We start from the raw sequence: 18,470 nt of genomic DNA, 5'->3' as shown, positions 1-18,470 counted from the left end.
GGACGTCAGTGGTGGGCGTGCGGGTCGAAGCCCTCCGGTGCGCGGTCCAGGAACGTGGTAACCGAGCTGATCCGGCCGTCCGGGTCGAACACCAGGACGTCGGTGCCGGCGGCGAACGGCCGTCCGCCGTCGAGCTCGATCTCCCACATCACCCGGGCCCGATCGTGGTGGATCTGGGGCTCAGCGCGTCGCTGGAACACGGCGGTGCCCATGTTCTGGGTGAACTGGCCGTGAAAGTCGATGAGCGCTTGCGGTCCGGTGAAGACGCCGGCCGGCGCGTGATAGCTGACCTCCTCGGTGAAGGTCTCCGCCGCCAGCCGGCGCTGCTCCTCGGGCTGCCCGGTGTTCCAGAACCGGACGTAACGTTCGACGGTGTCGTCGTATGTGTGGGACTTCATGGGGTTGTGCCTCTCTAGGTCGACGGGTCGGGTGCGGCGAGTGCCGTGTTGACACCGTGCGTCGGCGGCCCGTGGCGTGTCGATTACCTTCGAGGTCATTGCCGACCGGCGGTGCCCTGCGCGAGGCTGGCGGCCATGACCAGACCTGAGCCGGTGGGAGTGCTCATCCGGCGCTGGCGTGAGCGGCGGGGCCGCTCACAGCTCGACCTGTCGTCGTCGACCGAGGTGTCCACGCGCCATCTCAGCTTCGTCGAGACCGGCCGGGCCAACCCGAGCCGGGCGATGATCGAGCGGCTCTGCGACGAACTCGACGTGCCGCTGCGCGAGCGCAACGCCCTCTACCTGGCCGCCGGCTTCGCGCCGGTGCACCGGGAGAGCGCGTTCGTCGACCTCGGCGCGGCACGGACCGCCGTGGCGGCGGTGCTCGCCGGCCACGAGCCGAACCCGGCGCTCGCCGTCAACGTGCGCTGGGAACTGCTGGCCGCCAACGACGCCATGGCCGCGTTCCTGAGCGGTGTGCCGGATTCCCTGCGTACGCCGCCGGTCAACGTGCTGCGCGTGACCCTGCACCCGGACGGGCTGTCCGGGCGGATCCGGAACCTGAGCCAGTGGCGTGCACACGTACTGCGGCGTGTCCGACGCCAGCTCGACCGCACCGCGGCGGAGGGCCTGGCGGACCTGCTGGCCGAGCTGGAGAGCTACCCGGCGCCGGCGGGGACGGCCGCAAACGCGGGCACCGGGCCGGGGGATGACTTGGTGATCCCCCTGCGCCTGTCCACCGAGTACGGTGAGCTGGCCCTGTTCTACGCGACGACGGTGTTCGGCGCGCCGCGCGACGTCACGCTCGACGAGATCTCCATCGAGACGTTCTTTCCGGCCGACGCCGCGACGGCGGAGCTGCTGCGCGCCATGGCGTCGGCCACCCCGGAGCCGGCCGATCTCCGACCTTCTCCGCATCCACCGTAACCATGGCGATCGCCAGCCATGGCGACGAGACAGGGTCGTATATCGTCACCACGACCAATGTCGCGAGGAAGTCAGACGATGGACATGTCCTTGTACGTCGAAGGCACGGCAGCTACGTCGGTGGCTGGCCAGCCGATCGCTGTAACCATTCTCGTAGCGGTCGTCAGCTCCGGCGTCGTCGCCGCAGCCGTCAACGCTATCTCGGGTAATCTTCGCGCAAACGCCAACTTGCGGCGCGATCGGTATGCGCAGGCGGTTCGATACCTGGTGGCTTGGGGGGAATACCCGTACCGGATACGTCGACGTGCCGACGACGAGCCCGCCACTCGGGCGGCTCTCGCAGATCGAGGACATTCCCTCCAGGAGCAGCGTGCAGAGATCGCAGGCTGGATCGCTGCGGAGAGCCGCACGCTCAGTTCCATATTTGATCGATGCGTGGACGACATGTCCGTAATTGTGGGCCCGGCCTGTGTCGAGGCATGGGATTCGCCGCCTGTTACCACCAGTGCTGGCATGAACCTTCGCGGCTTCGGGCCTCGCGGCGTCGACGCTGTCGTCGCGCGAATGGAACGTGCCTGCCGATACCGTTTCGGCATCCGTCGTCTGATGTGGGGAAGTTGGGTGGCGTGGCGCATCCGCAGGTGGGAACGAGTTGCAGCGGGCACAGGGCATAGCCCTGCAGCTCACACCCCTTCTCAACGGGCCAGCGGTGAAACAGAGCGAATTCTTCACGAATCCTGAAGACGGATCGCTGGAGATGCCGTGACCAGCGAGTCATCACGCTCCGACGTGGTAGAAGACATCACCCTTGAGTTCTCTCGTCGTGGCCGTGTGCTCTTCCTCACGAGAAGGAACTTTCATGTCGAGCACATCGCCGCCCTCAAGCGTTGCCAGGTGCTGGACATCAATGTCCGTCACAGCATGCGGGCCGGGAATCGGTTCCTTGCGGCAAATGATGTCGATCTCATCGTCGTAACAGCCGGCATCTTGCGGCGCCGCTCACGAAGATTCGACATCGTCGGCAACCGCCGGCTGGCTGGGGCGACAATCCTGATGTTGGCCGAGCCGCGCTCGGTGAGGCACGCCAAGAGAATTGGCCTTTATATTGATCACCATCTGCCGACAGACGTAACCTCCCCTGAACTGGCGAGAGTTGTGGCTGCGATCTGGGGGCGCATCAGATATCTACGAGAACTGTCACCCGACACCGGGTTACCCGGCACGGCGTGGATATTCGAACACCTTCAAAAGCGACTTGCGGAGGGCTTGCCGTACGCTTTGATGTTCTTCGACATCGACCGCTTCAAGGCCGTGTCGGACGTTTACGGATTTGCCCGCGCCGGCGACTTCCTTCGCGCACTCGCTACGGCGCTCACGGGCGCTGCCTTGCGGGTTGGAACGCCAAACCCCTTGATCGGGCACATCGGAGGGGACGATTTCCTGGTGATCTGCGAACCGTCGCAGGTCTTGCCGTTCACGGGGCATGCCACGGCTGAATTCGAACGCGCCGCCGACAAGCTGTACGATCCGGCTGATGCCATACGTGGATATGTCCTTCTCTCAACGCGGAAGGGCGGGCATCGACGCGCGGCGCTGGTCACGCTTTCAATCGGGGTCATCCACTCGGAGTGGTCGGCGGTTCGCGTCAACTCTCTGCGTGACGCGGCCGTCGCGGTTTCGGAGATGAAACACATCGCAAAGAGCCAACCAGGATCGTATGTCGCAGTCGCGCGACAACTTCCCCTGCCAGACTCCACAGTGGAACCATCTGGGTGAACGCCCGCGACGGCAGGGGCTGCCCAGGCCGCCCCAGTTTCCGCCGCCAACTCGGCGGTGAGCGCGGCGCCGGTCACGCTGGCGGCGGGTGGCTGGCTGCTCCAAGGTGTCTTCCCCGACCCGGTCACCTGCCACATCGCCGGAATCGCCTCCGGACGGGAATACGTCTGCGTCTGGTACGTCCTCGCCTGGGCCCTGAACGTCTGGCAGGACTAGTCAGCGGTCGCGGTTCATCCGTCGTTTCATGGTCGTGGGGGCGAGTTGCTGCGTCGGCGACTCACCCCTCGGTCTGCCGACCGGAAGCGGTCAGTCACGCGACGCCCGCCTCAGGCAGACCGTTGCGGAGGCGGTCCAACTCGGCGAGGTACATCGCCTGCATGCGGTCGTAGTGTCGGACCAGCAGCATGACCTCCTCGACGCTGTAGCCCTCGACGAGTTGCATCGCCCGCTCGGCGAACCCCTCGTACGGTCGCTCCAGCTCGGCGATCCGCTCCGGCCGCAGGGTCACGATCACCCGCCGCCGATCCGCCGGATCGCGTTCGGCCGTCACGTAGTCCGCCTGCTGGAGCCGGCGGAGCATGCTGGTCACCGCCCCGGTGGTGAGGTTGGTCCGCTCGGCGATCTGCCCCGCCGTGGCCGATCCGACGTCCGCCAGGTAGTCCAGGCACTCCAGGTCGCTCACGGTGAGGCTCAACTGTTCCGCGATGGCGTACCGGAACACCATGGACAGCCGTGACATCTCCCGCCCGGCGCGCATGAGGTCGGCGATCGCGGACGCACGGGCGGGCTCGTGGGACATGCCCGCAATCATGCCTCCGGTACGGTGACCCGGTGCAGCCGAGGTAACACGCGGGTCAGCACCCAGTGCGGTGCGGCCGCGCCCCCGGTGAGGCGACTCATCAGCCTTGCGGCGGAGTCGACGGCGCGGAAAGCGTAGGGCACCATCTCGTCCTGATAGCGGGCGATCGCCTTCTCCACCGGCGCGCCGCTCGCGCGGGCCTCGATCAGCCGGTGGCCGAGCAGGGCGGCGTCGCGGAGCGCGGTGTTGCCGCCGTGAGCGCCGAACGGTGGCATGACGTGCACGGCGTCGCCCATCATCGTGGCCCGGGGCACCGCCCACCGGTGCGGGCGCCGGCCGGTGGCGAAGAGGTTGAGCACCATGGCGTCCAGTTCGGCCGTGTCGATCAGCCGCCGGATCAGCGGGTGAAAGTCCGCGCCCATTCGGGCGGCCAGCTTCCACAGCGCCAGCAGGTCCCGGCGGATGCCGTCGGGCACCTCCTCCTGCCGGAGCAGCAGGCCCCACATGACGTAGTCGTCGCCGGTGGGCGCATAGCTGCCCGGGGCCAGGCGCGCGAACGCCTCCCGCGGGCTTTCGCCGAAGCGCATCGAGGTGAAGAAGAAGGCGCGGCCTGGTCGGTCGGCAATGGCCAGGACCCCGCTGGTACGCAGCGCGTCCGGGATGATGCTCGCGCCGTTTCGCCACAGCGGCGTCCGGCCGTAGATGCCTGCCATCGGGGTGTTCGCGGGGGCTGCGTCCGGCATGAGCTGCGCGCGTAGCGCGGAGCCGACGCCGTCCGCGCCCACGATGACGCTTGCCGCCACGGACCCGCCGTCGGAGAACACCAGCCGCGGCCTTGCCGGGTCGTTGCTGTCCACCGCGACGGCTGCCTTGCCGTAGTGGATGCGGCCGTCCAGCCCGGACTGCAGGATCGACCGCAGGGTCAGCCGGTCGACCTGGCGGGTCGCGTTCGGCTTGTCCTTGAAGGTGATGGTGAATGCGTCCCGCAGCCGGCTGTCGGTGAAGCGTAGCTGCCCGCCGGGCTCGTCGCCGGTGGCCAACGCCAGGCGGTACAGCGGGCGGGGCAGGCTCTTGTGCAGCGCCTCGAGCCCGTACTGGTCGAGAATGATCCGGTAGCCCTGCTGCCTGACGAAGGGGCCCGGATCCCGCTCGTAGACGTGCACGTCGATGCCGGCGCGCATCAGGTACTGGGCGAGGCAGAGGCCGGAGAGGCCGGCACCGGCGATCGCCACCGAGAAGTCAGTCGATGTGTCCATGCGGTTATCTTAATGACTAAGATGATGTGTCAAAGCGTTCCGACCCCAGCGGTACCGGGGGTGATGGTGAGGTCCCAGCCGGGAAGGCCGTTGTTGTCGTTCGGGGTCAGGGTGGGCTCGTACCAGGTCGCGGCGGGCCGGCCGGCCTGTTCCCACCGGTCGAGCCAGGTCCGCAACGCCGCCAGGGAGGGGGAGCGCGGGTGATCGGCGATGATGGTGGAGTTGGTGAGGATCATGGCGGCCGAGGATGCGGTGGTGTGGCCGATGCCGCGTACACCGTCGCGTAGGGCAGCGACGCTGCGGCTGTCGCCGGCGGCGACGACGGAGTAAACCGTCCACGACAGCCAGTCCAGCGGTGCTCCGGTGTAGGTTTCCGTGTGCCCGGGGTGCATGAGCAGGCTGAGGGCTGCGCGGGCGCCGGTGTGCTGCCGGTCGTCGCGGTCGCGCCAGCCGATGGAAATCCACGCGGGCTCGGGTTGTTGGTGGATGTGGTCCACCCAACGACCGGGGATGCTCAGCGCGTCTTCTACCGCGCTGGTGGTGCTCTGGGCGTAGCCGCCGAAGATCATCGTATCGATGCGTGGTTCCCCTGCCGCAAGGGTGATGGTCGTGATCAGGGTGGTGGATGGCTGCGCGGCGATAGGTAGACAGGCCACGATCCGGCCGTCGGCGGTCAACTGGTCTACCCACGCGCGGGGTAACCGTGGCGGTGTGCACCAGGCCACGAGCCGCTGGTAGGGGGCATGCGGCGGATAGCCGGCCATACCATCGGCAACGTGGCATGTGATGGTGGTCAGGCCGCGTCGGCGGTGCAACCGGTCGGCCCAGCCGACCAGGTGGTCGCTGATGTCGATGCTGGTCACGCGGCCGGAAGCCCCGGCTAGAGCGGCCAGCAACGCGCCGGAGTACCCCGTGCCGGTGCCGATCTCCAGAACGCGCGCGCCCTCGGCCACGTCGAGGGCGATCAGCTCGCGGTGAACGGACTCAGCGGCAGAGCGGTGCAGGGTCTCACCGCGGTGCTCGCTGTGGACGTAGTAGCGCTCGGGCACGGTGCCGAACACGAGTGCCGACCTCACCATCCTCGCTCCAACTTGCGCCGGCACGGGCGAGCACAGCAGCCTCCTTCTCGGAGGCGCGGCGACTGGCCTGTCGACGGCAGGGCCGCCGTCCGGCGCCGCACGGCGGTGGTTCGCGCCTTGCGCGAGAGGGTCACCGGGCCGCGCTGGCCGTCCTGGCGGCTGCCCGCCGTGGTCAGCTCAACGTGAAGGTCACGTGATCGACGTCGAAGGTCGTGACGCCGTTGCCGGCCGTCTCGCTGGCGACGAAGCTGACCGTCGCGGTGCGCTCGGTCGTCGCCGTTCCGGTCGACATGGTGTACTGCCGCCACTGTGACCCGCCGTCGAAGGCCAGGGAGAACCTCGTCTTCGGGGGTATCCCGGTGACCGCCAACCCGACGTTGAGGTAATCGCTGCGGCTGGTCTCCGTGGTGGTGGTCCGGACCCAGAAGCGGACCGTCAGGTCGCAGTCGGCCGGCACCGTGACGGTGGTACGCAGCAGGTCGGTACGCGTCACGTCCAGCCCGGCGAAGGTGGCGTACGCGCGGCCGGTGTGTGCGGGCCGGGTCGCGTCGCCGAGCACGACGATGCGGGGGCCGGCGGTCCAGCCGGTGGTGCCGCGCTCGAATCCCGGGTTCGTGTGGATCTGCCCGGTGCAGGGCGTGTCGGCTGTCGGTCGGCCGTAGGGCGCGCTGCCCGTGGCCAGGAGCAGCAGGGCCGCAGCCGAGACGATGGTGACGAAGGCCTTCATCAGTCCTCCCCGTGTCGAGTATTGGAGACTATCGATACTCATTGACCGTGCGCGATGGAAGTCAGGGCGTCAAGCCCTTCCCGAGCGGCTGCCGCCGACTGGGGACCTCTGCCGGCGGTCTGTCGCTTTCGACGTGGCACTCGGCGGGCGTGTGGGCGAGCCACCACGACCTGTGGTTGCGGCGCGGTAGGGCGGCGCTATCTGCGGTCGTGTCCAGAGCTCTCGGGCCGCACAGCGGATCGGGGTGCGAGTTCCGGGTGTTGCTGTACGTAACGGTGCTACCGGCGTACGCTATTCGGTATGACCACCGTGCGGAAGTTGTCGATCTCCGTCCCTCAGGACGTAGCTGAGACCCTGGAGCGGCAAGGCCCGGGCAAGGCGAGCGCCTACGTGACCCGGGCCGTGCGCGCCCAGAGGGCGTGGGAGCAGTTCCGTGACGAGCAGGCTCGCCGCGGCGTCGCGCCAACCCAGGAGGGCATGGACGCCGCCCGCGCCCGCCGGTACGCGGTGCAGGCCGAGTGGCCCTCGGAGCGATTCGCGGCAGTTCGCGAGCGGGTCCGCCAGCATATGGAGCAGGAACTGGCCGGCGGAGACCAACCGGCGTCGGCCGCGTGACCCCCGAGGACCAACTGCCCCCGGTCACCCTGGTGCTGGACCGCTCGGCGATGCTGGCATACGTGGCCGGGTCGATCCACGCCGTGGAGCCGGTGGGCGAGGTCATCACCGACCGGCAGCGCTTCGGCGTCACCGCCGTCACCGTGGCCGAGACCCTGAAGCTGGTCACCGACCCGAAGGACCGGGAAGACCTGCACACGTTGCTGGCGATGGATGCCTGCGCGGTGCTGCCCACCTGGGGTGAGGACTGGTTGGAGCTGTCGTACTGGCTGGGGGCGACCAGCCGGGTCGACCTGGCCACGACGGTGCTGGCGTCGCTGGAGCACGAAGCGCAGATCCTGACCGGCGAGGGCCACCGCTACGGAGAGGGCCTGCCGATCAACTTGATGCCGAACCAGTGACCCCGGGGTGCAGCAGTCCGGCCCACAGACGGCCCGGCACGGCTGAAGTCACGCGCGCTGGTAGCCTCAGGTCCCGATCGGGTACATGACGTAGCTTGCTTGTGCTGGATGACATCCGCACTCGCCGATGAGTAGGTACGTGGGCGGCACGGGCACGACCGTCGAAACGGTGAGTTGAAAACGTCACCGTCGTTCGGCGATGAGGATTTCTGTGTCACCGGGCCAGTCCCAGAACAGACCGCTCGTCGGCGATGCATGCTCCAGCAGGACCCGAAGCTCTGCGATGAACTCCTCCAGCCTGGACCCGAACAGGTGAGGTGCAGCGAAGGACATCGACAGATAGCCGGCGACGACGCCGTCGACATCACGGACGATGTCGGGCCTTCCCGGTGCGTAGACGACGCGCGGTCTTCCGAAGCGAGTGCGGGCAAGCGTCTGCTCAAAGCGCTCCGCCTGGTAGAACGTTGCTGGTCGGGCACCCGAGCGCCGCTGCGGCCCGAGGTAGGCCCTGATGAGCCGATCGACGTCGTCATGCGGGATGGGTGGCGTGTCCGGCAGTTGCTGCGGGGCCGGCCGGGTCGGGTCGTGGACGATGAGCGCGATCGCCCCATCCGGTTCCAGCGCGTCCCAGACGGCTTCGGCGACACGAACGCGGTCGGTGCGATGAAACGACTGTCCGAACGTCACCATCCGCATCTGCGGCAGCGTCAGGTTGGAGAGGTCCTCAGCAGTGGCCCGGACGAAGTCGACCGCTGCTAGCCTCTCTGCCGCTGCGTAGGCGCGGGCCTCGGCGAGCATGTCCGCGTCCGGCTCCAGCAGCGTCACGTGCTCGAAGAGCGGGGCGAGTTGCAGTCCCACCGTGCCGGGCCCGCTCCCGACATCGAGCAGTTGGCCGCTGCCGTCGAGCCCAAGCTCGCCTGCCAGCACATCGCCCAGCTGAGCCGAGTAGGGCGGCCGCCCATGCCGGTAGTACCGAGCGGTGCCCTTGAACTGGGTCGGGTCGTACATCCGAACAGTCTCGCAGCCCATCGCACCGGCCGGACGCGCCGCGACATGGGCTACCGGATCTGGCCGCAGACTACGCACGTCGGCAGCTCTGCTTCGAGCCGGACGGAACCGGACGACGGATCGACCTCCCGGTCGCCTGAGAAGCCGGCTACACCCCCCGCGCGCACCTGAGCCCTCTTCCAAGGGAGAACGACAAGGCAGCGCGGAGCCATCTTTCAGCCGTCGTTGACAGCCGGGGTCCAAGCGGAACCAAACAATATCCCCGACATTGTTTCTTGCTCCCGGGCTGGCCGATTAGGTGAAGACGATGACCCACGTACCGGCCGAAGATATCTCGTGTGGACGGGTTGCGGCGAGGTCTTGGCTGGGCACTGCTGGCCGTCTCGATCGTGTCCATGATGATCTCGCGGGGTTTGCTCCGCGACGTCAACGACCGAAGCTTTATCGCGGGGTACCGGATCGAGGACTCGGTCTCCGAGTGGGGTAACCGGCTGTTCTTCCTCGCTCTGGTGGCCGGAGCAGTGGGTTTGGTGATGTTCACCGAGCGGGTCGAAAGCTGGTTTTGGGATCTGTCCGAGATGTTCCGCGCATGGGGGGCAACGACCCGATCGGCCATCGCATTTCTCCTCCGCCGGCAAAACGCCACGCCGAGCCTCGCGGGATCCGGACCCCGTCCTGTGGTCGGCTCGCAACCAGCCCCGAGGAGCGCCGCACCAAGCCCCGACATCAGCGACGAGCCGCACGAAGACGAGCCGGTGGTGGAAACGCCACACCCAACCCGGCGGTTACCGGATCGGCCCGCCGGTACTGCGGCGCCCGCTGCCCGGCGTAAACCGCAACCCGGTGTGTTGCTGCGTTACCCGCTCTTCTGCGGCGTCATCGGCGGGGTCGGCGCTACTCTGGGGTGGTTCGTATGGGTTGCCATCGCTGTGTTTCGGCAGAATCCGGGCCCCAGCGTGTTGAGTATCGTCGTCGGCAGCGTGACCGGCCTGACTGTCGAGATGATTCTTCATTACCGTCGTGTGGCGCGGGCCGACGCTACCGACAGCGATTGTCGTGCCACAAGCCTCTGGCAGCTCCTGCGTTCGATCGCGGTGTTCTCGGTCGGTGGCCTGGTACTGCAGACGGTGCTCACGAACACCTTCGCCGAGATCGTCAAGGAGGTGTACCGGCCATTCCTGGCCAGCTTCGCGACGTTCCTCATCGCTGGCGCTGCGCTTGGAATCGTCTGGGTGCTCGCGGCCACGCACACCGAACTCGGTCCCGGGACGATGTTCATGCTGCTCATGCTCACCGGAACGGTCGTCGCCCTGCCACTGTGGGCGTACGGGCTCCTCGCCCGGTCCGGATGGGACTATGACGCGCTCGCCGCCTGGTGGACGCTCACCAGCCTTGCCGTGCTTTTCGCCTTCTTGGCCTCCGGGACCCGGTTCGTGTGGGGTGTGGCCGTACTCGCCGTGACTGTGATTGCCGTCGTGATGCTCTGGGCTACCATGACACCGCTGGAGGTAACCGCCCGTTACTCCACGTCGAACTCCGCCCGCGGGCTGATGCAGTTGGCGGTCGACCTGTCCGAGTCGATCCTCCACGCGCCGGACATGCCCGCCGACTCCTGGAACGCCGCCGCACGCGGCCTGTCCAAGAACCCGAGTGGTTTCATCGCCACCACCCAGGCAGGGCATCCGGTCACAGACTGGATCGCGCGGACCGCCGATTGCTCCCACATACCGGCGACACCGACCGACCGGTACCCCCAGCGGTACCTGATCCGGAAGACGCAGGCATGCGGGCAGTTGGCGCTCGGCACCGGCTCGGCGCTCGCTCGGTCTTTCCTCGTCGTGCTCGCGTTCGCCATCAGCATAGGGTTCGCGCCGAGGATCGAGGCCCGTACCAGGCCGAACACCTACAGGCATCACCGGCTGCGCTTCTACGACCGGGCACTGGCCATCGGCCTGGTGGTCCTGCTCATCGCTGTCCCGCTGGCCGCTCGCTGAGCGACGCGCCGCCGGTGGAGAGCCGAATCGCGTCCCTCGAACGCGCAGACGTACGGCGCTTGACCTGCCCCTACGTAAAGCGAGGTGCAGGGCGATCTCCCGGGCGGGACACATCCCAAACTGCTCCCCCCGTCCAGGGCGGGACCGCGTGCTGACGGGTTATGAAGTTAGGAACCCGTGCCCGGACCCTTCGAATCCACCGGCGGAGATGGGACAGGACTGATCGGGACAGGGCTGGGCAGGTTTACCGGTGGGGACGGGACAGGACTGATCGGGACAGGACTGGGGAAGTCCACCGGCGGCTGGTCGGCGGGAGCGGACGGCGGCGGGGCGTCCCGACTCACCGCCAACGCCAGCGGCGTGCCGACCATGAGGGCGGCGACGACGCCCGCCACCCCCACCGAGACGGTGAGGGTACGACGCCTGCGCGCCCGAGCGACGGCGGAATCAGTCAGATTCATCGGAACTGCCTCCTTGGCAAGATCGGTAAGGGTGGATCGGATGAGGTCGTCGATCGGGGTGTTCATCGCTTCAGCTCCAGCACGAGTTCGGCACCGGGTAGCACCTCACGTAGCCGACTGACCGCCCGGTGGGTCCGGCTGCGGACCGTCCCGACCGAGCAGCCGAGCACCTCGGCCACCTGTTGCTCGGGCAGGTCCTCGTAGTACCGCAGGACCAGCACCGCGCGTTGCGCCACGGGAAGGTGCAGCAGGGCTGCCCGCATGGCCAGCCGCAGGTCGGCATGGCCGCTGTCGTCCGGGTGTTCCTGCTCGACCGGCGAGCCGACCAGCGTCTCCCGTAGTCGTCCCCGGCGCCGCCACCAGCTGACCCGCTCGCGGTACATCACCGCGCGCACGTACCCCTCGGGGTCCTCGTGCCGGATCGTCGGCCATTTGGCGTACGTCTTGGCCAACGCCGACTGCACCAGATCCTCGGCGGCATGTTGGTCGCCGGTGAGCAGGTAGGCCGCCCTGATCAGGGCGGCGGTCCGGTTCTGCGCGAACTCGCCGAACCTGGCTCTCGCCTTGTCGTCCAACCGCTCAGCTCCGTCCGGTACGCCTCATTCACCACCACAGACGCGCGGGACCGCAGCCACTATCCATGGGATGCTCTTCATCCTGGGTGGCGATCGCGGGTTCGCCGAGGGCGCGGATCTTCGCGTGGGCCCGGTTCACGGCCTTCTCCCGGCGTGTCAGCGTGCACCGGAAGTGGCGTCGCTTGAACGGCGTGCGCACGCTGTCGCGGGCATCCTGGTAGCCCTTGCCGGCGAAGGTCATCACGTCGTTTCCGCCCGACGTGCGTCTTCACGGTAGGCAGGCTGAGACTGAGGTGTGCGGCCAGCTCCGCGTTGGACAGGCCGCGGTGTACGTCCAGAACCGGATTGCCCCGCCCGTCGGAGCGCGGATCGTGGACGTCGCCGGGTGGGCGGCCGAGGCGGATCGCGCCGAGGACCGCCTCGTCTGGCTCGCCACGCTGCTCCTGATCGGAGTGTCGGCCGGCTACGGGGCCATCGCGGTGGCGAACCCACTGCTGATGGCCGCCGCCGGCCGGATTACCGATCTGCGGCTGATCCGACTGGCCGGCGCGCCCTACCGACCTGGCGGTCACTACGCCACCATCCCACGCGGTCTCCCGTCGGCATCGTGGGGTGAACCCTCTCACGGTGACGGTCGGGCCGTGTAGCTGGCGCTCGTCTCGTCTCGTCGTGGTGCCGTGCGATCAGTCGGAGTTTCATCGGTGCTGGTGAGCAGGATGACCTTGGTTATCGTCCTGCTGTACGACGTCTACGCCGTTCTCAGCGGTATCGCTCGACGAGCGTGTTGCCGATCGTGACCAGGTGGTCTCGCACACCCGGAGGGCCGGTCACCTCGATCCATTCGACCAGCCCGGCAAGCTCGCCAGCGAGTATGTGTTCGTCGTTGCCACGGATCACGACCTCGATGCGGCCGTCGGGCCTGGAACATCCCACCTCGAGCCGACCGCCGAACCCGATCCGGAGCACGCCTATTCCCTGGGGCGTGCACAGTGCCCGGACTTCGAGCGGCGTGCGCTTGCGGTCGACCTCGTCGGCGATCGCGCGCCAGCTTTCGGCAAGGTCGAAGTCCTCGGGCCGGTGCACGGGGTCGCAGGTCGGGTCGGCGGACGAAACGCGGTCGATCCGGAAGGTCCGTCGACCGGCCTCGGTGTTGGCGACGAGGTACCAGGATGGGCCTTTGGCGACGATGCCCAGCGGGTGGACGGTTCGCGTGGTCTTGGTGCCTTCGCGGTCGATGTAGCCGAGCCGGACCTGGACGCCGCGGATCACCGCGTCCTGGAGTTCGTCGAGGAAGCGAGGCGGTCGGGGCTCGATGCGACTCGCCCCCCATCGCTGCGGGTCCACCACGAGCGACGACGCTGCCGCCTTGGCCTGTACCCGGAAGGGTTCCGGTAGGGCGTGGACGAGCTTGCGCAGCGCAGCTTTCACGGCCGGCGTCGCAGCCGAGGCCGGGCCGGCGATGAGGAAAAGGGCGCGGGCCTCACCTGCGGTCAACCCGGACAGGTCGGTGCGGGCGCCGCCTACGAGGCGCCAGCCGCCGCCTCGGCCCTGCCTGGAGTACACCGGGATCCCGGCCATACCCAGGGCGTCGAGGTCGCGGCGGGCGGTGCGCTCGGAGATCTCCAATTCCCGGGCGACCTCCGCTGCTGTCACCTGCTCGCGATGTTGCAGGAGAAGGAGGATGGCCATCAACCGGTCGGCTCGCACTCCGACAACACTGCCACGAAAACCGGTCAGGAGGTGACCGGTATCGGTCGGCAGGATGCCGGCATGACAATCGACTTTCCCGAGCCTGCCCGCATTTCGGTCAACGGTGTAGAACTCGAAGTCTTCGAAACCGGCCGGCAGAATGCGGGGAACCCGATCGTGCTCTGTCACGGCTGGCCGGAGCACGCCTTCTCCTGGCGCCATCAGATGCCCGCCCTCGCGGCAGCGGGCTACCACGTCATCGTCCCGAACCAGCGGGGTTACGGCAACTCGTCCCGCCCGACCGAAGTCACCGACTACGACATCGCACACCTGTCAGGTGACCTCGTCGCACTGCTCGATCACTACGGATACGACGATGCCACCTTCGTCGGTCATGACTGGGGTGCAGCCGTCGTATGGGGTCTGACATTGTTGCATCCGAACCGTGTCAACAAGGTGATCAACCTGAGCCTGCCGTACCTCGAGCGAGGGGATAAGCCCTGGATCGAGTTCATGGAGGAGATGCTCGGTAGCGATTTCTATTTTGTCCACTTCAACCGGCAGCCGGGCGTCGCGGACGCCGTGTTCGAGGAGAACACGTACCAGTTCCTTCGGAACATGTACCGGAAGGACGTGCCCCTCGTGGAGCCGCAGCCGGGCAACGCGTTGATCAACCTCGCCAGAATGGAAACGCCATTCGGTGAGGCTGTCATGAGCGACAGTGAACTGGCCGTTTTCGTCTCCGCCTTCGAATCAACAGGTTTCACGGGCGGTTTGAACTGGTACAGAAACTTGGACCGCAACTGGTCTCTGCTGGCGGACGTGGACCCGATCATCCGACAGTCCACCCTCATGATCTACGGCGACCGCGATACGGTCGCAAAGTCTGAAAGACTGACAGAATTCGTGCCGAATGTGGAGGTGGTCAGTCTGGATTGCGGTCACTGGATCCAGCAGGAGAAGCCGGAAGAAACAAACCAGGCGATTCTCAAGTGGCTGGACCAGCGGGATGCCGCCTAGCGCCACAGCAGGAGATTCGCTTCAGGTCCGCTGAGGGTTCGCGGATTGTAATCGCTGGTCATCCTGCGGGTTGAGGGCGCCAGCCACCAACCCGCAGGATGCGCGGACATGAGCACAAAGATCACGTACACGGATATAGCCGCGATGAGGCGCGGTTCCCGCCTGCGTACGACGCGGTCTACCGGGGGTGGATGCTGCGAAGTGAGCAGTCAGGGCTGATTCCCGGCCGGACTATGATGCTCCACGATGATCCCAGGCGGGTACCTGCGGTGGCTTCCGGTCGTGGCGACTGCGGTGGCTCTCGTCATGGCCAGCCTGGTCGGCACGCGTCACCTCGTGGCCTGTTACCGGCAGCGCGGCGTCCCAGCGGGGCTGGCGGTTCGGCGGGCATTGGCCACGACGGCCATCACGGTCTGGACGCTGCCGTGGCTGATGGTGGTCCTCACCCCACTCGATGCACCCCGAGAGGTTCGGCTGGTGCCGCTGCGCGATCTTGTGGAGATACTCGCCGACCATCCGCTGACCGCGTTCTTCCAGATCGTAGGCAATCTGCTGGTGTTTGCGGCGGTTGGGTTCGGTCTAGGGCTGGGGTGGCAGGTCCGGTTCGCATCTGTGGTCGTAGCGGCTGCAGGCATGTCGACCACGGTGGAAGCACTGCAGTACGCCCTGGCACTCGGACGCGTTTCGTCGATCGATGATGTGTTGTTGAATGCGACGGGTGCGGGCCTGGCCGCCCTCGCGGCGCGTCGGCTGCCGGTTCCCGATCGCCTGCTGTCCTTACCGCAGGCGCGATAAGCCCCTCCCGTTGACCGCCGTCGACTACCAGTACGTTCCGGACGCGGCGTCATGTCAAAGCCGGTCGCTATCTCTGCTCGGAGTCAGGACCGTCGGGTCCGATCCCCGGTCCAGGCCGCTTCGAGGATCGCGGTCAGGCTGGCGGTGTCGGTCGGGCCTGGATGGTTCTGGATCAAGCGGGTGACGCCGCTGGCCATTTCCGCGAAGCGCGGGAGGTCGGCGCGGGCCACGCCGATGTCTGCCAAGGTGGGCGGGATACCGATGTCGGCCAGGAGCCCGTCGAGCCAGGTGAGGAACGTGTCTGCGGCCTCGGCATCCGAGGCGTCGGTCACGTCGAGCCCGCACACCCCGGCGAGGATGGCCAGCCGGTCGCCGATGGCATCCCTGGCCGCGTCCAGCGCGTAGGGCAGCAGCAGCCCGACGCCCAGGCCGTGCGGTGTGTGCGTGGCTGCGCCGATGGGGTACTGGAGGGCGTGCGGGGCCGCGTTGCCCGCGTGGGAGAAGGCGAGCCCGGCGAGCACGGACCCGTAGGACATGTCCGCGCGCGCCTCCGTGTCGCCTCCGTTGCTGACAGCACGACGCAAGCTACGGGCGATCCGCTGCGCGGCCAGGAGCGCGTAGTGGTCGGTGATCGGGTTGCGGCCGAGGAACACCTGCTCCACCGGGTCGCGCGGTCCGTGGGCCCGGGGTCGCGCGGTGTAGCTCTCCACCGCGTGGCACAACGCGTCGATGCCGGAGTGGGCGGTGACGGTCGCCGGGCAGGTGTAGGTGAGTTCGGGGTCGACGATGGCGAAGTCGGGCACGATGTGGACGCTGGAGACCCCCACCTTCAGCGCGCGGTCCGGGTCGGTCAACACCGAGACGGGTGTGAGCTCGGAGCCGGTGCCTGACGTCGTCGGGACCGCGACGAGAGGAATCGTCGGCCCCGGCACTCTCGACTCGCCGTAGTAGTCGCGCGGCGTTCCACCGTGGCGACGGATGACGCCGACGATTTTGGCGAGGTCGATCACCGTGCCGCCCCCGATGGCGAGGATCACGTCGGCGTCCACCTCGGCGGCGACCGAGACGGCCAGGGCGACATCGGCGAGTGGCACGTCTGCGGTCGCGTCGGAGAACACCTCGACGACCTCGACCCTTTCCCGTACGGCGGCCACGATGTCGGCCACGCCCGGCTGTCCCAGAAGCACCTGGTCGGTCACGATGAGGACACGTGAGCCACTCTCGGCCACCACTCGTGGGATGTTCTGCGCGACCCCTTCGCCCACGATCAGCTGGCGTGGCCCGCGGACGGTCTCAAGCATGTCGGTGCCTCTCCGAAACGTCGGCGGCGATTGGCGGGGCGGACGTCCAGGTCACCTGCGAGACCGGGGACAGTTGACCGCCCGGGTGGCGCAGGCAGACGCTGGGCGCCCGGGGCAGCAGACCGGTCACGGTAGGTCGATCGCGGCGTAGGTGAGGTCGAGGTACTCGAGGATGCCCTCGTGCGACCCTTCCCTGCCGATCCCGGACTGCTTCACACCGCCGAACGGCGCTGACGGGTCCGAGATCAGACCACGGTTGATGCCGAGCATCCCCGTGTCCAGCCCTTCGGTGAACCGGAGTGCCCGCTGCAGGTCACGGGTGAAGACGTAGCCGACCAGGCCGTACTCGGTGTCGTTGGCCTTCGCCATCACCTCGTCGTCGGAGGTGAACGAGATGATCGGCGCCACCGGGCCGAAGATTTCGGCCGCCAGCATCCGCGCATCGTCGGGCACGTCGGTGAGGACCGTGGGCGGGTAGAAGTGGCCCGGCCCATCCGGACGCGCGCCGCCCACCAGGATCCGCGCGCCGCGATCGACCGCGTCGGCGACAAGCTCGTCGATCGTGGTGACCGAGGCTGCGTCGATCAACGCCCCGACGTCCACGCCGTCGTCGAGACCATGGCCCACCGACAGCGCGCCCATCCGCTCGGCGAAGCGCGCCGTGAACTCCTCGCGTACCGGCTCCTCGACGTAGATCCGGTTGGCCGCGACGCAGGACTGCCCGATGTTGCGCATCTTGGCCACCATGGCGCCGTCGAGCGCGACGTCCAGGTCAGCGTCGGCACACACGATCAAGGCGGCGTTGCCGCCCAGTTCCATGGAGGTACGCAGTACGTTGTCCGCCGCCTGTCGGAGCAGCACCCGCCCGACCTCGGTCGACCCGGTGAACGACAGCTTGCGGGTCCGACCGTCGGCCAGCAGTGCGGAGACCACCTCGCCGGCACGCTTGGTGGTCACCACGTTGACGACCCCGGGGGGTACGCCGACCTCCTGCATGATGCGGGCCAGCATCAGCATGGTCAGTGGTGTCTGGGCTGCCGGCTTGGTGATGGTCGTGCATCCTGCGGCCAGCGCCGGAGCGATCTTGCGGGCACCCATGGCCAGCGGGAAGTTCCAGGGCGTCACGAACACGCACGGGCCGACCGGCTTCGGCACGGTGAGGATCCGATACCCGCCTGCGGGAGCGGTGCTGTAGCGGCCCTCGACGCGTACCGCCTCCTCGGCGAACCATCGGAAGAACTCGGCGCCGTAGGCCACCTCTGCCCGAGCCTCGGCGAGCGGCTTGCCCATCTCCAGCGTTATCAGCCGGGCGACCTCCTCGGATCGCTCGGTCAGTGCCTGGTACGTCGCGGTCAACAACTCTGACCGTTTCCGTGGCGGGGTCGCCGCCCACTGCGCCATCGCCTTGCTCGCCGCGTCCAGGGCGGCGAGCCCGTCGACGACGCCGGCGTCCGCCACCTCGGCGATGGTCTTGCCGGTGGCGGGGTCCTCGACGGCAAAGGTGGCTCCGCTTTCGGCGTCGCGCCAGGCGTCGCCGATCCGCAGCCGCCGATGTTCGGGGGTCAGGACGTTCGTCGGGTCACTCATGGCGTCGCCTCCTGTGATCGTCT

The 18,470-nt window shown here is 67.8% G+C and carries 19 protein-coding genes and 1 pseudogene; 9 read left to right on the top strand and 11 right to left on the bottom strand.

All coding sequences use genetic code 11. The annotated features are described in order from the left end of the window. Window positions 1-5: 5 nt before the first annotated feature. Window positions 6-398 (bottom strand): nuclear transport factor 2 family protein, encoded by a 393-nt coding sequence (locus AB0M35_RS14575; RefSeq protein WP_363745377.1) that lies wholly within the window; start codon window positions 396-398, stop codon window positions 6-8. A 135-nt stretch (window positions 399-533) separates the two neighbouring features. Between AB0M35_RS14575 and AB0M35_RS14570 the strand changes: the two genes are divergently transcribed. The 3 genes from AB0M35_RS14570 to AB0M35_RS14560 all read left to right on the top strand — a co-directional run bounded on the left by AB0M35_RS14570 (window position 534) and on the right by AB0M35_RS14560 (window position 3,356). Next, the gene (locus tag AB0M35_RS14570; RefSeq protein ID WP_363745375.1) at window positions 534-1,364 is read left to right on the top strand and encodes a helix-turn-helix transcriptional regulator; all 831 of its coding nucleotides are present in this window, start codon (window positions 534-536) and stop codon (window positions 1,362-1,364) included. A gap of 762 nt (window positions 1,365-2,126) precedes the next feature. After that, window positions 2,127-3,140 carry a diguanylate cyclase gene (locus AB0M35_RS14565; protein WP_363745373.1) on the top strand — a complete coding sequence of 338 codons (1,014 nt, stop codon included), beginning with the start codon at window positions 2,127-2,129 and terminating at the stop codon, window positions 3,138-3,140. Window positions 3,141-3,197: 57 nt separating this feature from the next. Continuing rightward, a complete protein-coding gene (locus AB0M35_RS14560; protein WP_363745371.1) occupies window positions 3,198-3,356 on the top strand; it encodes a hypothetical protein in 159 nt (52 codons plus the stop codon). Window positions 3,357-3,450: 94 nt separating this feature from the next. Here the strand turns inward: AB0M35_RS14560 and AB0M35_RS14555 are convergent, their stop codons facing one another. The 4 genes from AB0M35_RS14555 to AB0M35_RS14540 all read right to left on the bottom strand — a co-directional run bounded on the left by AB0M35_RS14555 (window position 3,451) and on the right by AB0M35_RS14540 (window position 7,001). Further along, a complete protein-coding gene (locus AB0M35_RS14555; RefSeq protein ID WP_363745369.1) occupies window positions 3,451-3,939 on the bottom strand; it encodes a MarR family transcriptional regulator in 489 nt (162 codons plus the stop codon). A gap of 8 nt (window positions 3,940-3,947) precedes the next feature. After that, window positions 3,948-5,195, bottom strand: a complete 1,248-nt coding sequence (locus AB0M35_RS14550) for an NAD(P)/FAD-dependent oxidoreductase (protein ID WP_363745367.1) — start codon at window positions 5,193-5,195, stop codon at window positions 3,948-3,950. 29 nt (window positions 5,196-5,224) lie between these two features. Next, on the bottom strand, window positions 5,225-6,271 hold the full coding sequence (locus tag AB0M35_RS14545) for a methyltransferase domain-containing protein (protein WP_363745365.1): 1,047 nt from the start codon (window positions 6,269-6,271) through the stop codon (window positions 5,225-5,227). Between the two features lie 175 nt (window positions 6,272-6,446). Continuing rightward, window positions 6,447-7,001: a hypothetical protein gene (locus AB0M35_RS14540; protein WP_363745363.1), complete on the bottom strand. Its 555-nt coding sequence runs from the start codon at window positions 6,999-7,001 to the stop codon at window positions 6,447-6,449. Between the two features lie 300 nt (window positions 7,002-7,301). On the opposite strand from AB0M35_RS14540, the gene AB0M35_RS14535 reads away from it, so the two are divergent. Continuing rightward, window positions 7,302-7,616, top strand: coding sequence for a hypothetical protein (locus AB0M35_RS14535; protein ID WP_363745361.1), 315 nt, complete (start codon window positions 7,302-7,304; stop codon window positions 7,614-7,616). Beyond that, window positions 7,613-8,017 carry a hypothetical protein gene (locus tag AB0M35_RS14530; RefSeq protein ID WP_363745359.1) on the top strand — a complete coding sequence of 135 codons (405 nt, stop codon included), beginning with the start codon at window positions 7,613-7,615 and terminating at the stop codon, window positions 8,015-8,017. Before AB0M35_RS14535 ends, AB0M35_RS14530 begins: the two co-directional genes overlap by 4 nt. Before the next feature lie 183 nt (window positions 8,018-8,200). Here AB0M35_RS14530 and AB0M35_RS14525 read toward each other — a convergent pair whose 3' ends face one another. Then, a complete protein-coding gene (locus AB0M35_RS14525; RefSeq protein ID WP_363745357.1) occupies window positions 8,201-9,025 on the bottom strand; it encodes a class I SAM-dependent methyltransferase in 825 nt (274 codons plus the stop codon). A 338-nt stretch (window positions 9,026-9,363) separates the two neighbouring features. Between AB0M35_RS14525 and AB0M35_RS14520 the strand changes: the two genes are divergently transcribed. After that, the gene (locus AB0M35_RS14520) at window positions 9,364-11,019 is read left to right on the top strand and encodes a hypothetical protein (RefSeq protein ID WP_363745355.1); all 1,656 of its coding nucleotides are present in this window, start codon (window positions 9,364-9,366) and stop codon (window positions 11,017-11,019) included. 523 nt (window positions 11,020-11,542) lie between these two features. Here AB0M35_RS14520 and AB0M35_RS14515 read toward each other — a convergent pair. Then, on the bottom strand, window positions 11,543-12,055 hold the full coding sequence (locus AB0M35_RS14515) for a SigE family RNA polymerase sigma factor (RefSeq protein WP_363745353.1): 513 nt from the start codon (window positions 12,053-12,055) through the stop codon (window positions 11,543-11,545). An 85-nt stretch (window positions 12,056-12,140) separates the two neighbouring features. Beyond that, window positions 12,141-12,302, bottom strand: a pseudogene (locus AB0M35_RS14510) (IS5/IS1182 family transposase); the annotation flags it as partial. Window positions 12,303-12,426: 124 nt separating this feature from the next. Here AB0M35_RS14510 and AB0M35_RS14505 point away from each other — a divergent pair. Further along, a complete protein-coding gene (locus AB0M35_RS14505; RefSeq protein WP_363745351.1) occupies window positions 12,427-12,702 on the top strand; it encodes a hypothetical protein in 276 nt (91 codons plus the stop codon). A gap of 112 nt (window positions 12,703-12,814) precedes the next feature. On the opposite strand, the gene AB0M35_RS14500 is transcribed toward AB0M35_RS14505, so the two are convergent. Beyond that, on the bottom strand, window positions 12,815-13,744 hold the full coding sequence (locus AB0M35_RS14500) for a WYL domain-containing protein (RefSeq protein ID WP_363745349.1): 930 nt from the start codon (window positions 13,742-13,744) through the stop codon (window positions 12,815-12,817). Between AB0M35_RS14500 and AB0M35_RS14495 the strand changes: the two genes are divergently transcribed. Then, complete coding sequence (locus AB0M35_RS14495) at window positions 13,718-14,764, top strand: alpha/beta hydrolase (protein ID WP_363745347.1); 1,047 nt, start codon at window positions 13,718-13,720, stop codon at window positions 14,762-14,764. The two genes, AB0M35_RS14500 and AB0M35_RS14495, sit on opposite strands and share 27 nt — an antisense overlap. Window positions 14,765-15,070: 306 nt before the next feature. Further along, on the top strand, window positions 15,071-15,559 hold the full coding sequence (locus tag AB0M35_RS14490) for a VanZ family protein (RefSeq protein WP_363745345.1): 489 nt from the start codon (window positions 15,071-15,073) through the stop codon (window positions 15,557-15,559). An 83-nt stretch (window positions 15,560-15,642) separates the two neighbouring features. Here the strand turns inward: AB0M35_RS14490 and AB0M35_RS14485 are convergent, their stop codons facing one another. After that, entirely contained in the window at window positions 15,643-16,860 is a 1,218-nt protein-coding gene (locus tag AB0M35_RS14485; RefSeq protein WP_363745343.1) for an iron-containing alcohol dehydrogenase, read from the bottom strand. A gap of 126 nt (window positions 16,861-16,986) precedes the next feature. Beyond that, entirely contained in the window at window positions 16,987-18,447 is a 1,461-nt protein-coding gene (locus tag AB0M35_RS14480; RefSeq protein WP_363745341.1) for an NAD-dependent succinate-semialdehyde dehydrogenase, read from the bottom strand. Between the last annotated feature and the right edge of the window lie 23 nt (window positions 18,448-18,470).

The organism is Micromonospora sp. NPDC051196, from assembly GCF_040682415.1.
Lineage (GTDB): Bacteria > Actinomycetota > Actinomycetes > Mycobacteriales > Micromonosporaceae > Micromonospora.
The sequence above is the reverse complement of the archived record's forward strand: the minus strand, read 5'-3'. Positions and strand labels throughout refer to the sequence as shown.